This is a genomic window from Roseomonas sp. USHLN139, assembly GCF_037145735.1.
Taxonomy (GTDB): domain Bacteria; phylum Pseudomonadota; class Alphaproteobacteria; order Acetobacterales; family Acetobacteraceae; genus Pseudoroseomonas.
The window spans coordinates 125157-139904 of record NZ_JBBCWY010000002.1 but is presented as its reverse complement, the minus strand read 5'-3'; the positions used below and the strand labels follow the sequence as shown (position 1 = coordinate 139904).

The window sequence follows — 14748 nt, the reverse complement described above, 5'->3', positions numbered from 1 at the left end:
CATGCGGGCGGCAGGCTTCGACCCGGCGCCGCTGGCCGCGCAACGCCTGCGCCGGCTGCTGCTGCTGCTGCCCTCGGCGGCGCATGGCGGGACCGAGCGGCATGCCCTGGCGCTGGCCCGCATGCTGGACGCCGCCGGCGTCGCGGTCACCATCCTGGCCGATCCCGAGCGCCACCCGGCGCTGGCCCGCGATGCCGGGCCGCGGCTCGCCGCCTGCCTGCGCGGCGCCCGCATCGCCTGGGACGCGGCGGAATCACCCGAGGAGAACATCCGCCGCCAGCGCCAGGTGCTGGAGGCGCTGCTGCCCGAGCTGCCGGCGGAGGCCGCGCTGCTGCCGCTGCCCTGGCCGAATGCCGGGCTCGGCCTGCAGGCGGTGCTGGCCGAGCGCGGCCTGCCCAGCCTGGTCATCGGCCATCTGGCCCCCCCGGAGACCCCGCCCGGCATCGACGCCGCCGCCCGTGCCGTGGCGCAGCGCCTGCCCGGCCTCTGGGCCGCCGTCTCCGCGCCGATCGCCGGCCGGCTGGAGGCGGGCTTCGGCCTGCCCGCCGGCCGCGTCCAGGTGGTGCCGAACGGCGTCCCGCTGCCCCCCGGCATCGATGCCGGCCGGCGCCGCGCCCTGCGGGCCGAGCTGCGCGCCAGCCTCGATTTGCCGCCGGACGGGCTGGTCGCGCTGTTCCTCGGCCGGCTGGAGCCGGTGAAGGGCGCCGAACTGCTGCCGCATCTCGCCCAGGCCTTCGCCCGCCGCGGCGGCGCGGCGCTGGTCGCCGCCGGCACCGGCCCGCTGGCGGCGCGGCTGCAGGCGGCGCTGCCCGGCGGCCGCTCTCCCCTGCGGCTGCTCGGCCACCAGGACGATCCGGGGCGGCTGCTGCTGGCCGCCGACGCGCTGGTGCTGCCCTCGCGCCTGGAAGGCTTTCCCCTCGTCTTCCTCGAAGCCGCCGGCCGCCGCTGCCCGGTCGTCGCCAGCCCGGCCGCGCTGGAAGGCCTGGGCGATGCCGCGACGGACTATGCCGCGCTGGCCGAGGCCGAGGATGTCGCCGCCATGGCCGAGGCGCTGGTCACCGCCGCCACCCAGGCCGGCGCGACGCCGGCGCGGCTCGCCGCCGCCGCGGCGCTGGCCCGCCGCCAGGACGAGGCCGCCATGCTCGACCGCTACCGCGACCTGCTGCGCACCCTGCCCGCCCTCTCCAGGGCCGCCGCCGCATGAGCGACGATCCCGAGCTCGCCGTCATCATCCCGGTCTTCCGCCAGCCCGGCCTGCTGGCCGAGGCGCTGGAGGACGTGCTGGCGCAGCAGGGCGCGCCGCGCTGCGCCGCCGTGGTGGTGGATGACGGCTGCCCGCTGCCGGAGACGGCGGCCACCGCGCTGGCCTATGCCCGCCGCCATCCCGGCCGCGTGCTGCTGCTGCGCCGGCCGAATGGCGGGCTGCCGGCGGCGCGCAACAGTGGCATCGATTTCGCCCTGAAGGCCTGGCCCGGCTGCCGCGCCCTGCTGATGCTGGATGCGGACAACCGGCTGCGCCCGCATTTCCTGGCCCGCGCCGCCGCCGCGCTGGACGCGGCGCCGCCGCAGATCGGCTGGGTCTTCCCCGATCTCGACAGCTTCGGCCTGCCGCAGAATTTCTCCCTGGGCGGCGACTATTCCGCCTTTCTGCACCTGCACGAGAATCTCTGCGACGCCGGCAGCCTGATCGCCCGCCGCGTCTTCGAGCACGGCCTGCGCTTCGACCCGCGGCTGCGCGACGGCTTCGAGGACTGGGATTTCTGGCTGCGCGCCGCCGAGGCCGGCTTCCGGGGCCGCCACCTGCCCGAGGCCGGTTTCCTGTACAGGAAACGCCCCGAAAGCATGCTGACCCATGCCGAGCGGGCGCGCGACGCGATCCTGGGCGGCATGCGGCTGCAGGCGCGGCACAGCCTCTCCGCCCGCCGCCTGCTGCGGCTGGAGGCCGAGGAGCTGCCGCGCTTCGTCCTGACCCGCCTCGGCCGGGACGAGGCGCAGCTTCTGACCGACCCGCTCGCCCCACGCCATCCGCCCGAGCCCGCCGCCGCGCTGCGCCGCCGGGCGGTGCAGGCGGCGCTGGCCCCCTCGGCCCAGGCCTTCCCGCCCTTCTGGACCTTCGCCAGCGAGGCCGGCCTCGCCGCGCTGACCGGGGCGAAGCTGCTGCACAACGTCTTCTGGCAGGCGCAGCAGATCCTGCAGGCCAGGCCCGCCCTCGGCTTCCTGCTGGTCGAGCTGCTGCCCGGCGCGCCCGGCCATCGCGGCCTGCGCCTGCCGCCCGGCGCGGTGCCGCATGCGCCGCGCGCCCAGCTGATCATCGCCCGCAGCGACCGCCTGCTGCGCGCCGCGCGCGAGCCGGATTTCGCCTGGGCCGCGCCGCTCGGCGAGGCCGCCAGCCCGGCAGCGCCGACGCTGAAGGTCGACCTGCCCGACGCCGATCCGGGGCTGTCCGAGGATCCCGGCATCTTCGCCCGGCTCGCTGAGGAGGTCGCGGCGCTGCGCGCGACCATGGCCGGGCGCTCGGCGCTGCGCGACGAGTGGCGCGACGACTGGCGCGCCGGCCGGCTGCGCACGCCGGGGCTGCACCAGGCGCTGAACGGCTGCGGCGCGGTGCTGCCCTGGATCCCGTCACAGCCTGGAAAGCAGATCGGCTTCGTCCTGCCGGTCTTCGCCTTTGGCGGCGTCGAGAAGGTGGTGCTGAACCAGGCCGCGGTGCTGCGCCGGCGCGGCTGGACGCCGCATCTCTTCCTGACCGGCACCGACCAGGCGGCGATCCCCGCCGGCTTCGCCGATGTCTTCGAGACGGTGCAGTTCTTCCCGCTGCCGGCGCTGGAGCGCGCCGCGCCGGGCCAGCATTATTTCGGCGCCCCGCTGGCCGCCGCGCCGACGCCGGCCGGCCAGGCCGACCGGCTCGGCCTGCTGGCGGCGATGGATGTCGTGGTCAATACCCATGCGCTGGCCGGCCAGGGGCTGATGGGGCTGTTGCGCCGGCAGGGCGTGCGCACCTATCTCGGCCTGCACCTGAATGAGCGCGGCCCGCATGGCGCGCCGGTCGGCAATCCGCTGACCGGCCTCGCCTACGAGGCCGGCTATGACGGCTTCCTCTGCGTGTCGCGCGCGCTGCGCGACTGGTGCATCGGCCAGGGCGTGCCGGCCGGGAAGATCGTCGTGCTGCCGAACGCCGCCTCCTATGCCGCCGATCCAGCGCGGATCGCGGCGGCCTGCGCCGCGCGGCAGTCGCGTGCGCCGGCGGCGCCGCTGCGCGTGCTCTTCCTCGGCCGCCTGGACCACCAGAAGGGCCCCGACCGGCTGCGCCCGATCATCCTGGGCCTGGCCGGCAGCGGCATCGAATGGCGCGTCGTCGGCCATCCGGTGCTGGAGGCCGATCCGCCCGACCTGTCCGGCACCGGCATCGTCATCGAGCCGCCGGCGGAAGAGGGGGCGGCGCTCGACGCGCTCTATGCCTGGGCCGATGTCGTGCTGCTGCCCTCGCGCTTCGAGGGCGCGCCGCTGACCATCGCGGAGGCGCAGCGCTTCGGCTGCATTCTGCTCGCCACCGACACCGGCGCCGTCGCCGAGGCGGTGCAGCACGGCGTCGACGGGCTGCTGGTGCCGGCCGCGGAGGAGGCCGTCGTCGCGGCCTGCATCGCGCAGCTGCGGCGGCTGGCGGCCGATCCGGACCTGTGCCGGGCGCTGGCCGCCCGGGCGGCGGCGCGCGGCGCCGCGACCGATTGGGAGACGAGCATGGCGGGCTGGATCCGCCTGCTGGAGCCGGAGCACGCGGCATGATGCTTTTCTACGTTGCCCCCACCGATCTGGCGGCCCTCGCCGGCGGCGGCCCTGGCCTGGTCCTGCCGGCCGGCCTGCCGCAGGCGGAGACGCTGCGCCTCGCCGGGCTGGTGCTGTGGTGGGCGGCGCCGCTGCCGGGCAACGGCATCTGGCTGCGGCGCGACGGCGGCCCGGCGACGGTGCCCGACGACCTGGTGCCCCTCGACCTGCCGCCCGCCGGGATGCTGGCCGTGGTCGCGCGCGACGCCGGGCGCCTGGACGAGTGGGGCGGCTGGTGGCGCGCCCAGGAGCAGGAGCCGCCACGGCTGATCCGCGCGGACAGCGCCGCCGAGGCCTGGCCGGATCTCGCCGAGGCGCTGCTGGCCGCGCTGGCCGCCGCGAGCGACCGCGCGGCGACCCTGCAGCAGGCCCAGGTGGCGCTGCGCCAGGACCATGAGGAGACCCGCACGGCGCTCGGCGCGCTCGCCCGCCAGATGGCGCACCGCCCGCCGGCGGCGCCGCGTCTGGTGCTGTCCACCGAGCCCGGCGCCGAGGCGCTGGCGGCGCAGGAGGGCGCGCTGCGGCTGCGCCAGCCGCTCGGGCTGCGGCTGGAGGCGCTGACCCGCATCGGGCTGCATCTGACCGGCGCGCGCCAGGGCTTCCTGCGGATCCGCCTGATCGGCGCGGAGAGCGACCGGGTGCAGGGCGCCTGGCTGGTGCCGCTGGAGGGCCTCGCCCCCGGCTGGCTGCTGCTCGACCTGCCGGCGCCGCTGCCGGCGCTGGCCGAGGGCGCGCTGCTCGCCCTGCAGGCCGAGGGGGCCGAGGGGCTGGCGCTGTCGCTCGATGCCGGCTGGACCGGCGCCGCCGGCGCGCTGCGCCCCGAGGGCGTGGCGGCCCCGGGCGATCGCGCCCTGGCGCTGCGCGCCTGGACCGCCGAGCCCGGCAGCCGCTTCACCGCCCCCGCCCATTGGCGCTGGGACGAGCCCGGCCTGACCCTGCCCGCGCCCGGCCTGCCGCATGCGCTGTCCGAGAGCGGCTGGCCGCTGGCCCGCGCCCTTTCCGGCACGGTCAGCCTGCTCGGCCTGGGCGAGGAGGCGCCGCGCGCCCTGCTGCGCACCCCGGACGACGCCCCGGGCCTGGCCGTGCTGCAGCTGCCGCAGCTGCACACGGCCGGCCTCGGCGTGCTGCGCCTCGGCGCCGTGCTGCGCCAGGGGAAGGCCGCGGAGCTGGCGCTCGCCGCCTGGGTCCTGCCCTGCGAGCAGAACGTCGCCAGCCTGGAGGCGCTGGCGCCGCGCGACGCCGCCGGCCGCTGCTCCGGCTGGCGCGGCTTCGCCGCGGACGGATCGCTGCAGCTGGCGCTGACCCTGCCGGTGGCGCTCGGCCTGCACGGCCAGCTGGTGGTGGCGCTGGCCGCGCGCGACGGCAGCCCCGCCCCCGCCGGCTGCGCCGTCGAGCTGACCGAGCTCGCCCTGCTGGCCGCCGGGGAGGACGGGCAGCTGGCGCTGCGCATCGCCGCCGCGCGCCCCCTGCCGCCGGCCCCGCCACCCCCGCCTGCTGCCCCGGCGCCCCTGATCGCCGAGCCGCCCGCCGCCGAGCTGCCCGCCATCGCCAGCCTGGAGGCGGTGATGCTGAACCAGTACTATCCGCCGCGCGGCAGCAATCCCTATCGCCACCTGGACATGACGGTGATGAGCCTGGCCACCGGCGCGCGGCGCTGGCCGGGGGTACGGCTGAAGCTCTCGGTCTCCGGCGACGGGCCGCGCGCCGAGTTCCGCCAGGGCGCCGGCCATCCCGACGCCTTCCTGCAGTGGCGGCCCAATGGCGAGGACCGCTTCGGCGCCTTCCTGCGCCTCGGCCCGGGCGAGCTGCCCGCCTACCTGGCCAGGCCGGACACCGCGCCGGAGGACCGGCTGCTGCTGCGCACGCTGCTGCAGGTGATGCCGGCGGCGACCGCCCGGGCGGCCAGCGCCGCCGGCCTGCCGCCGGACGAGATGCTGGGCTGGCTGGAGGCCGCCCGCGCGCTGGCCGCCGCCCTGCCCGACGAGACCGCCGAGGCGGCGGCGACCCGCCTGGGCGGCGTGCCGGCAGCGCGGCATCCGGCGGTGGAGGGAAGCAGCCTGCCGGCGCCGCCGGCAGCCCCGCCGCTGCCGCCGGCCGCGGCGGTCCCCTCCCCGCCTTCCGCCCCGCTTCCCCTGGCGCCGCCAGCCCCCCCGCCCGCCCCGCCCCCTTCCCCTGCCCCTGCCCCTGCCCCCGCGCCGGCAGCCGGACCGCCGGCCGGGGTGGCCGGCGACGCCGCCGCGCCGCGCGTGGAGAAGCTGCTGCTGAACCAGTATTTCGCCGGCACCGGCGACTACCGGCATCTCGACGTCACGCTGCTGGCACTGACCGCCGGCGCTGCCCACTGGCCGCTGGTCCGGGTCAAGCTGGGCCGCACCAGCCGCGGCGAGACGCTGGAATTCCGCCAGAGCCAGGGCTGGCCGCGACCGTTCACGGGCTGGAAGCCGACCGGCGAGGACAAGTTCGGCGCCTTCGCCCGCCTCGGCGCCGACAATCTGGCGGCCTATCACGCCGGGCTGGAGCCGGCCGACCGCGCCCTGCTGGCCGCCCTGCTGGCCGCGCTGCCGGCGCTGATGGCCGAGGCCGGCACCGCCGCCGGCTTCGACCCGGCCGGCATCGCCGACTGGCAGGCCGCCAGCCGCCGCCTGGCCGGGCTGCTGCCCGGCTGAGCGGGGGCCGGATTGCCGGGCCGGGGCGCTGTGATAACCTTGGCCCGGCCAGATTTCCCAGCACGGAGCGCCGCCTTGTCCGCTGATACCCCTGCCTTGCCCGCGGCGCTCGACCTGGCCGGGCTGAAGCGCGCCGATGCCCTGGTGGCCGAGACCGGCTTGCGGCTGCGCGCCGAGCCGATCCTGGCCCGCCTCGCCCCGGTGCTGAAAGGGCTCGACCCGTCGCTGCAGGCGCTCGGCCGCCAGCTGGCGGAAGAGATCGCGCGCCTCGGCCTGGCCAATGAGGCGCTGCGCCAGGATGTCGCCGCCACCCGGCGCAGCCGCGAGGACTGGGTGAAGCTCGACCCGCTGAGCTATATCCCGGGCTCGCGCCGCGCGGAGGCGCCGCCGCCGCCCGACCAGGTGGTGATGACGCCGGACGCCGACAATTTCACCGGCGCCGGCTGGCACGGGCCGGAGACCGATGGCCGGCGCGCATGGCGCTGGAGCGGCCGCAACGGCGATTGCGCGACCCTGCTGCTGCCCGGCCTCGGCGCCGGCCGGCTGCGGCTGACGCTGCACATGATCATGCCCTTCGGCGCCCGCTGGAACAGCGAACGCTCGACGGCGGTGATCAACGCGATGCCGGTCGCGCTGAAGCCCGTCTCGCCGCCGGACAGCGGCCAGCCGGTGCTGCAGGCGGAGTTCGAGCTGGTCGAGGACGCGGCGCTCGGCCCGATCTCGCTGGTGCTGGTGATGCCGCGCTACACCGCGCCGGCCGGCGGCGACACCCGGGCACTCGGCCCCGGCTTCATGCGGCTCGAGCTCGCCCGCCTGCCGCCCGGCTGACGGCGCCCCACCAGGCCACCCCGGTCAGGGGTGGATCTTGGTGGACTGGTAGAGCTGCACCGGGAAATCGGTGCTGAGCTCGTTGAAGCCCCAGAAATTGCGCAGCGAGATGCGCAGGCTGTTGGGCGGCAGCGGGAAGCGCCAGCCATCCTTCGGCGTCACCGCCAGCCGCGGCGCCAGCACGTCGCGCCAGAAATCGGCATCGGTGACCCGCTCGACCAGGCTGAGATGCTGGCGCTCGCCGGCCTGCTGCCGGCTGCCCGCCAGGTCGAATGGCGAGCGGTGCAGGAAGCGGGCGCGCTTGCCGAAATAGGGCGCCTCGGCGATCAGGCTGGAGCTGACGCCGACCACCTCCTGCAGCGCGTCCTGCGCCAGCAGCGCATAGGCATTGGCCTTGACCATCTGCACCCGGCGGTATGGCAGGCCGGCGGTGAACAGCCCGAAATCGCCCGGATTGTAGGGATGCGGCTTGAAGGCCAGCCGGCCCTCGCGCAGCAGCAGCGCCTCGAGGTCGCCGGCGAAATCGGTGAAGTCGAGCAGCCGGCCGTCACGCACCAGCGAGCGGTCGACCCGCGTCTGCCCGACCAGCAGCACCGGCGACTCCAGCACCAGTTCCGGCGCGAACTTCACCGTCGTCGCCGCCAGCAGGTCGGCCCAGCCGTAGAAGCTGTCGGGATCGCTGTGATGCCGCAGCAGCGCCGCGAAGATCTCCGGATCATTGGTCTGCGCGGCGAAGAAGACGTCGGGCAGGAAGCGGATCGGGTGGATGTTCAGGTCGATGAAGGGAATGCCGAGGCAGGTGAAGGCCAGCTTGCACCATTCCGCCAGCTCGAACCCCACCACCAGGCTGCCGCCGAAGCGCGCCGCCAGCGCGTCCAGCACCGCCGCCGGGGCGCGGTCGCTGGTGTAGAAGGCGGCCCAGCCCGACGCGGAAGGCTCCGCCCCGAAGGCCTCGAAGAAGGGCTCGGCCTCGACCCCCTCGCCCCAGTGCAGGCACTGCACCGGCAGGCCGCTGGCGCGCGCCAGATGGCCGCGCAGCAGCCGGTGCAGCCAGCGGATGTTCTCGTTCTGCGAGGGCCGGAAATGCCGGTCGACCGGGCGCAGGAAGTCGCCGGTGACGATGATCCGCTCGATCGCGCGCATGCTCAGCGATCCTGCCGCAGGAAGGACAGGAAGCGGCGCGCCGCCGCCTGGATCGCCGGCACGCCGTGAGTCGCCTCGACATGGGCGCGGGCGGCGCGGCCCATCCGCTCGACCAGCGCCGGATCGCCCAGCAGCCGCCGCACCGTGGACGGCATCTCCTCGGGCGTCACCAGGAAGCCCTGCACCCCGTGCGTGAGCCCGCCGCGCACCGTGTCGCGATAGGCCACCACCGGCAGGCCGCAGGCCATGCCCTCGACCATGGCGCGCGGCAGCCCGTCCATGGTCGAGCTGTGCACCATGATCCGGCTGCGGTGCAGCAGCGCGAACAGCGCCGCATGGTCCAGCCGCCCCGGGCAATGCACCCGGCCGGCGGCGATGGCCGCGCCGAACACCGCCTTGTCCGGCTTGCCGCCGCCGGCCAGCAGCAGCCGGAACTCCTCGGCCAGCGGCAGCAGCGCCTGCTGGTTCTTCCGCTTCTCGTAGAAATTACCGACATTGGCGATGTCGTAGTCGATCACCGCCGGGCGCGGCGGCCGCGACAGCTCGAGGTCGATGTATTTCGGCAGCACGAAGCCGCGGCCCTCGGCCAGGAAGCCCGCGAAATGCGTCGACAGCTGCTCGTCATATTCGCCGAAGACGAAGCGCGCGCCGGCCAGGACCTTGTCGGTCACCGCGCCGCCGACGATGAAGCCATAGCGCTGGCCGGGCATCCGCGCCGCGACGAAGGCATTGATCGCGTAGTTCAGCCCCTTGAAGATCACGACATCCGGGGCGTAGCCGCGCAGCGTCTCGACCAGCGCGGTCGAGACCTTGCGGTGCGGCACGGGCTCGGCCGGCAGGTCCTCCGGCAGGAAGGTCGTCGTCACCGCGCCGTCGAGATAGTCCTCCTCCTCGATGTCGGCGCCGGCATGGATGCGGAAGGCGGCGACCTCGGCGCCCTGCTCGCGCAGCGTGCGCAGGAAATGCAGCTCGCGCGTCGCACCGCCCATGGCACGGTCGGCATGGCTCATGATCAGGGCGATACGCATCGGCGGCGGGCGGCCTCGGCTCGGGTCGGGGTCCACCCAGTATGGCGCGGCGGGCGTCGCGCAGCCAGCCCCGCCCTCGCCCATACCCCTGCCCCCTGGCTGGGACAGCGGCGCCCGACCTGCTAGCATGGCCGCGCCTCTCCCGAAGGTCCTCCGATGCGTTGCCTGGTCATCTCGCCCACACCCAGCCATCCCGCCAATGCCGGCAACCGCCAGCGCATCCAGGCGCTGCTGCGGCGGCTGAAGGCCCAGGGGCACGAGGTGCATTTCTGCTTCGTGGCGCGCGAGGCGGTGGGCCCGGGCGATATCGAGGCGATGCGCGCCGCCTGGGACCGGCTGACCGTGCTGCCCTATGACCGGTCGCAGGAGCGCCGCAGCAAGGGCGAGGTCTTCGGCATCGACGACTGGTTCCCGCCCTCGCTGGAGGCCGCCATCGCCGGCCTCGCCGAGGAGGAGGTCTACCACCTCGTCCTGGTCGAATACGTCTTCCTGAGCCGCGCGCTGGAGCTGTTCCCGGCCGGCACCCTGAAGCTGATCGACACGCATGACGTCTTCGCCGGCCGCGACCGCCGGCTGCGCGCCATCGGGCTGCAGCCCGCCTTCTTCTACACCACGGCGGAGGAGGAGGGCCGCGGCCTCGACCGCGCCGACCTGGTGCTGGCCATCCAGGACGAGGAGCGCGCCGAGCTGGAGGAGCGCACCCGCGCCGTGGTCGTCACCCTGGGCCATGTGCCGCCCGTCGCCCCGCTGCCGCCGCGCGACACCGGGGCGCCGCCGGTGATCGGCTATGTCGGCAGCGGCAATCCGATCAACCAGGCGGCGCTGGCCGCGCTGCTGGCGGCGGCCGACCTGCCGGCGCTGGCCGCCGCCGGCGCCGAGTGGCGCATCGCCGGCGGCGCCGCGCGGGGCCTGCCGGCGGCGACCCCGCCGCTGGTGCCGCTCGGCGAGGTCGAGGATCTCGAGGGCTTCTATGCCGGCATCGATCTCGCCGTGAACCCGCACCAGGGCGGCACCGGGCTGAAGATCAAGACGGTGGAGGCGCTGGCGCATGGCCGCGCGGTGATCGGCACGGCCGATGCCTTCCTCGGCCTCGATCCCGAGGCGCCGTTCCACGGGGCCGCCAGCGCCGCTGCCCTGGCGCCGCTGCTGCAGCGCCACGCCACCGATGCCGGCTTCCGCGCCGAGGTCGCCGCCGCCAGCCGCAGCCTGTTCCGCCGCTACGCCGCCGAGGTCGACCGCCAGGCGGCGATCCTGCGCGACCGGCAGACGCTGGACCATGTGCTGCGCCGGCCGCGCGCGCTGCTGATCACCGACATCCCGTTCTGGGAGGAGAGCCTCGGCAACCATGCCCGGATCGCCGAGATGCTGCGCGTCGGCCGCCCCCTGCTCGATGTCGACCTGCTCTATCTGAAGACCATGAGCCCGGACGAGCGGGCCGCGGCGGGCCGGATCCTGGGCGGCCGTGGCCGCGTCTTCGCCTATAATGACTATCCCTCGGCGGCAACGATGCCCGCCCCGCCGGCGGAATCTGCCCGGCTGCTCGAACCCTTCGAGCGCAAGCAGTTCTCGCGGCAGCTGTTCGCCGTCGTCGAGGCGCATCTGGCGCAGCACCGCTATGCCATCGGCATCGTCGAATACATCCGCCTCAGCTATCTCCGCCATGCCCGCGGCTTCCCGCCCACCAGCGTGCTCGACACGCATGACGTGATGTCGCTGCGGGCGCAGAACTTCGCGCATTTCGGGCTGGAACATCACATCCGCATCGACGTGCCGGAGGAGCTGAAGATCCTCGACGGCTTCGACCTGCTGCTGGCCATCCAGGCCAGCGAGCATCGCTTCCTGCAGCGCAGCCTGCCCGGCAAGTCGCTCTACCTGCCGCACAGCATGCCGCCCGCCCCGCCGATCGATGCCAGCCGCCCCGCCCGCCGCGTGGTCTTCGTCGGCGGCGACAGCCCGATGAACCGCGACGGGCTGCGCTGGTTCGTCGACCAGGTCTGGCCCTGCTTCGAGGCGCGCGGCGATGTCGCGCTGCATGTCGCCGGCGGCGTCTGCGACAGCCTGGGCGAGCGGCCAACGGCCGGCCGCAACATCGTGCTGCATGGCCGGGTGGCCGACCTGGCGGGCTTCCTCGACCAGGCCGATATCGGCATCAACCCGGTCTATTATGGCGGCGGCCTGAAGATCAAGACGGTGGAATACCTCGCCCGCGGCATCCCCTCGGTGCTGACGGAAGAAGCGGTCTTCGGCATCGAGGGCGGCGCCGGCACCGCCTATCGCCTGGCGCGCTCGCGCAGCGAATTCGTCGGCCACCTGCTGGCGCTGATCGAGGATCCCGCCGGCCGCGCCCGCTGCGCCGCCGCCGCCTTCGCCTTCGGCCGCCAGCAGTTCGGCCGCGCCGTCTCGCGCCGCGCGCTGCAGGCGATCGCCGATTTCGGCCGCGCCGCCACCGCCCTGCCGCGCCGCGCGGCCTGAGGCGGCCGCGGCGGTGATCTATTTCGCCGAGCAGCTGCAGCTGGCGGTCGAGGGGCTGGCACCGCTCGGCCCGCGCCGCCTGCTGCTCTGCGGCTGGATGCTGACGCCGCGCGGCGCGCCGCCGCAGCTGCGGGTGCTGCTCGGCGGCCAGCCGCTGCTGCCGACGCGGCACTGCGCGCCGGCGCGTCCCGACATCCCCCTGGCGCAGCCCGACCGCGCCCAGGTCCAGGGCTTCCTGCTGCTGCTGGACGGGGTTCCCGACGGCGCCCCCCTGGTGCTGAGCCTGGCCGCCGGCGGGCTCGCCGGCCGCGTCAACCTGCGGGCGCCCGGCATCGGCCGCGACCTCCGCCAGGCCTTCGCCGGGCTGCCGCCAGGGCTGGGCTTCCGCCTGCTGCGGGAGGCGCGCGACGATCCCGCCTGGCGGCCGCTGCTGACCCATGGCTATCGCGCGCAGGGCGCCTTTGGCGGCTGGCTCGACACCCTGCCGCAGCTCGGCGACCGGCCCTTCGCCGATCCGGACGGCCTGCTGCGCCAGGCCACCACGGCCGCGACCGGCGGCGGCGAGGTCATGCTGGGCCTGCGCTTCGCCGGCCGGCCGGCGCGCGCCCTGGAGGTCGAGGTGGTGGCACTGGCCCGCCTGGCCGCGGCGGATGGCGGCGGCGACGAGATCGTCTGCGCGGCGCTGCAGGAGGCGCATCTGGCCTCGGCGGCGAACAGCGCCTGCCTGCATGCCCGCCTCCCCGCCTCGCTGCTGCCGCGGCTGCTCGGGCTGGAGCTGGTGGCCGAGATCCGCTTCGACGACGAACGCCTCTGGCTGCGCGGCCGGCCGGCGCTGCGGCCGCCGCCCGCCTTCCTCGATGCCATCGCGGCGGTGCCGGGGCCGGAGGCCGAGAGCAGCTTTGTCGAGGCCCTGCTGCAGCCGCTGCTGGCCCGCCGCGAGGCGGCGCTGGCGCCGCCCCCCGCCGTCCCGCACGTCGCCGCGACCGGGCCACGGCTCGCCCTCGTCACCGGCTGCGACGAGCCGGCGGTGCTGCCGCTGCTGGAGATCGTCGCCGCCCGGCTGGAACAGGGCTGCGACCGGCTGGTCCTGCTGGGCCGCCAGGCCGAGGCCGCGGCGCAGATCTTCGCCCGCCGCGGCCGCCGCCCGGCCGAGGCGGCCCGCCTGGCCGGCCCGGCCCTCGCCGCGGCGGCGTCCGAGGACCGGCCGGTGCTGCTGCTGACGGCGCAGCAGCTCGCCGAGGCGGTGATCGGCAACGGTCTGGACGCGCTGTTGGCGACCGCCCTGCCGGGGACGGCGCTGGCCCGGCTGCAGGCGCTGCACGACCTCGCCGGCGAGGGCGATCTGCCGGACAGCCTGGCGCGGCTGCGGCGCGACCCGGGGCTCGGCGCGCCGCCACCCGCCCAGGAGTGGTGCCGGCCGGTCGCCGGGCGGCTGATCGGCGAGCATCTGGAACGGCTCTGGGCGCTGGCGCCGCGCCACGGGATCACCGCATGAGCGCGCTCTGCGTCATCGCCCATGCGCATCCCGACCTGTCGCGCGGCGGCGGCGAGGTCGCGGCCTATCGCCAGGTGCAGACGATGCGCGGCGCCGGCCAGCGCGTCATCCTGGTCGCCGCCTCCGCCTCCCCTCCTGGTACCGGGCTCGCGGCCGGGTCGCCGCCGGAGCCGCTGATCCCGCATGCCGCGGACGAATTCCTCTACGAGGTCGCCGGCATGGAGCCGGACCGGCTGTGGTGGGCCGATCCGCCGCGGCGGCGGGCGCTGGTGCGCCGCCTCGCCGCGCTGCCGGTCACGGCCTACCATTTCCACCATTACTGGCGCGTCGGCGTTGACCTGATCGCCGAGCTGATGGAGGCCAGGCCCGACGCCCGCTTCGCCATCACCCTGCACGAGATGCTGGCCATCTGCATCAACCACGGCCAGATGATCCGCACCCAGGGGCGCGAGCTCTGCGACCGGGAGACGCCGCTGCGCTGCCTCGGCTGCTTTCCCGGCCGGAGCATCCCCGGGCTGCTGCTGCGCAAGGCGGCGCTGCTGGAGGTGCTGCGCCGCTTCGACCATCGCTTCTACCCCTCCGAATTCATCCGCGCCCGCTACGCCGCCTGGGGCCTGGCGGGGACCGCCGGCTCGGTGCTGGAGAACTATCTGGGCGACGAGCTGCTGGCCCTGCCGCGGCGCCCGCTCCCCAAACCGGTTGCCAATCCGGCTGGCGATCCGGCGGTGGCGCGGCATTTCGGCTTCTTCGGCCAGCCGACCCCCTTCAAGGGCCTCGACATCCTGGTGCAGGGCTTCGGCCTGGCGCTGCGGCACATCCCCGATGCGCGGCTGACCGTCTTCGGCGCCGGGCGCGCCGACCTGCTGCGCGACTTCCCCGATCTCCTGCCGGTGCTGGAGCAGGCCGGCGACAGCATCCGCTTCGCCGGGCGCTACGATCCCGCCGAGGTGGCGACGCTGATGGGCTCGGTCGGCTGGGTCGTCATCCCCTCGATCTGGTGGGAGAATTCGCCCGTCGTCATCCAGGAGGCGCGGCGGACCGGCACGCCGCTGATCGCCTCCGACATCGGCGGCATGGCGGAGAAGGTGCTCGACGGCGTCGACGGGCTGCATTTCCGCCGCGCCGCCCCGGCCGATCTCGCCCGCGTGCTGGCCGAGGCGGCGCGCCCTGAGACCCATGCGCGGCTGGCCGCCAGCATCCGCGACGTCATCGGCAGGACCGAATTCCTGGCCGCCCTCGACACCGTCTTCAGCACGGGGCGCCCCCCCGCCAGATAGCGAAACAGGGAACAGAA

General features: G+C 75.6%; 9 protein-coding genes. 7 read left to right on the top strand and 2 right to left on the bottom strand.

The features are described from left to right. The first annotated feature begins 1 nt into the window (after position 1). The 4 genes from WFI16_RS07950 (at position 2) to WFI16_RS07935 (ending at position 7316) form a co-directional block, all read left to right on the top strand. Positions 2–1204, top strand: a complete 1203-nt coding sequence (locus WFI16_RS07950) for a glycosyltransferase family 4 protein (RefSeq protein WP_419897282.1) — start codon at positions 2–4, stop codon at positions 1202–1204. Beyond that, positions 1201–3783, top strand: a complete 2583-nt coding sequence (locus tag WFI16_RS07945; RefSeq protein WP_419897281.1) for a glycosyltransferase — start codon at positions 1201–1203, stop codon at positions 3781–3783. Before WFI16_RS07950 ends, WFI16_RS07945 begins: the two co-directional genes overlap by 4 nt. Further along, entirely contained in the window at positions 3780–6488 is a 2709-nt protein-coding gene (locus tag WFI16_RS07940) for a DUF6212 domain-containing protein (protein ID WP_419897280.1), read from the top strand. Before WFI16_RS07945 ends, WFI16_RS07940 begins: the two co-directional genes overlap by 4 nt. Positions 6489–6563: 75 nt before the next feature. Beyond that, positions 6564–7316, top strand: a complete 753-nt coding sequence (locus WFI16_RS07935) for a hypothetical protein (protein WP_419897279.1) — start codon at positions 6564–6566, stop codon at positions 7314–7316. 24 nt (positions 7317–7340) lie between these two features. On the opposite strand, the gene WFI16_RS07930 is transcribed toward WFI16_RS07935, so the two are convergent. Both WFI16_RS07930 and WFI16_RS07925 read right to left on the bottom strand, forming a co-directional pair. Further along, complete coding sequence (locus WFI16_RS07930; protein ID WP_419897278.1) at positions 7341–8459, bottom strand: hypothetical protein; 1119 nt, start codon at positions 8457–8459, stop codon at positions 7341–7343. A gap of 2 nt (positions 8460–8461) precedes the next feature. Continuing rightward, positions 8462–9487, bottom strand: a complete 1026-nt coding sequence (locus WFI16_RS07925) for a glycosyltransferase family 4 protein (protein ID WP_419897277.1) — start codon at positions 9485–9487, stop codon at positions 8462–8464. Positions 9488–9643: 156 nt separating this feature from the next. Here WFI16_RS07925 and WFI16_RS07920 point away from each other — a divergent pair, with 156 nt between their 5' ends. Genes WFI16_RS07920 through WFI16_RS07910 form a run of 3 tightly spaced genes read left to right on the top strand, consistent with a single transcriptional unit; the run spans position 9644 to position 14731 of the window. Continuing rightward, positions 9644–11959, top strand: coding sequence for a glycosyltransferase (locus WFI16_RS07920; protein ID WP_419897276.1), 2316 nt, complete (start codon positions 9644–9646; stop codon positions 11957–11959). A 13-nt stretch (positions 11960–11972) separates the two neighbouring features. Next, positions 11973–13454: a hypothetical protein gene (locus tag WFI16_RS07915; protein WP_419897275.1), complete on the top strand. Its 1482-nt coding sequence runs from the start codon at positions 11973–11975 to the stop codon at positions 13452–13454. Then, positions 13451–14731 (top strand): glycosyltransferase, encoded by a 1281-nt coding sequence (locus WFI16_RS07910; RefSeq protein WP_419897274.1) that lies wholly within the window; start codon positions 13451–13453, stop codon positions 14729–14731. The genes WFI16_RS07915 and WFI16_RS07910 overlap by 4 nt, the downstream gene beginning before the upstream one ends. The last annotated feature ends 17 nt before the right edge of the window (positions 14732–14748 follow it).

Bases quoted from the DNA above. Each gene is read 5' to 3' on its own strand.
- WFI16_RS07945 (WP_419897281.1), top strand. From the start codon at position 1,201: ATGAGCGACGATCCCGAGCTCGCCGTCATCATCCCGGTCTTCCGCCAG.
- WFI16_RS07920 (WP_419897276.1), top strand. From the start codon at position 9,644: ATGCGTTGCCTGGTCATCTCGCCCACACCCAGCCATCCCGCCAATGCC.
- WFI16_RS07950 (WP_419897282.1), top strand. From the start codon at position 2: ATGCGGGCGGCAGGCTTCGACCCGGCGCCGCTGGCCGCGCAACGCCTG.
- WFI16_RS07910 (WP_419897274.1), top strand. From the start codon at position 13,451: ATGAGCGCGCTCTGCGTCATCGCCCATGCGCATCCCGACCTGTCGCGC.
- WFI16_RS07925 (WP_419897277.1), bottom strand. From the start codon at position 9,487: ATGCGTATCGCCCTGATCATGAGCCATGCCGACCGTGCCATGGGCGGT.
- WFI16_RS07940 (WP_419897280.1), top strand. From the start codon at position 3,780: ATGATGCTTTTCTACGTTGCCCCCACCGATCTGGCGGCCCTCGCCGGC.
- WFI16_RS07930 (WP_419897278.1), bottom strand. From the start codon at position 8,459: ATGCGCGCGATCGAGCGGATCATCGTCACCGGCGACTTCCTGCGCCCG.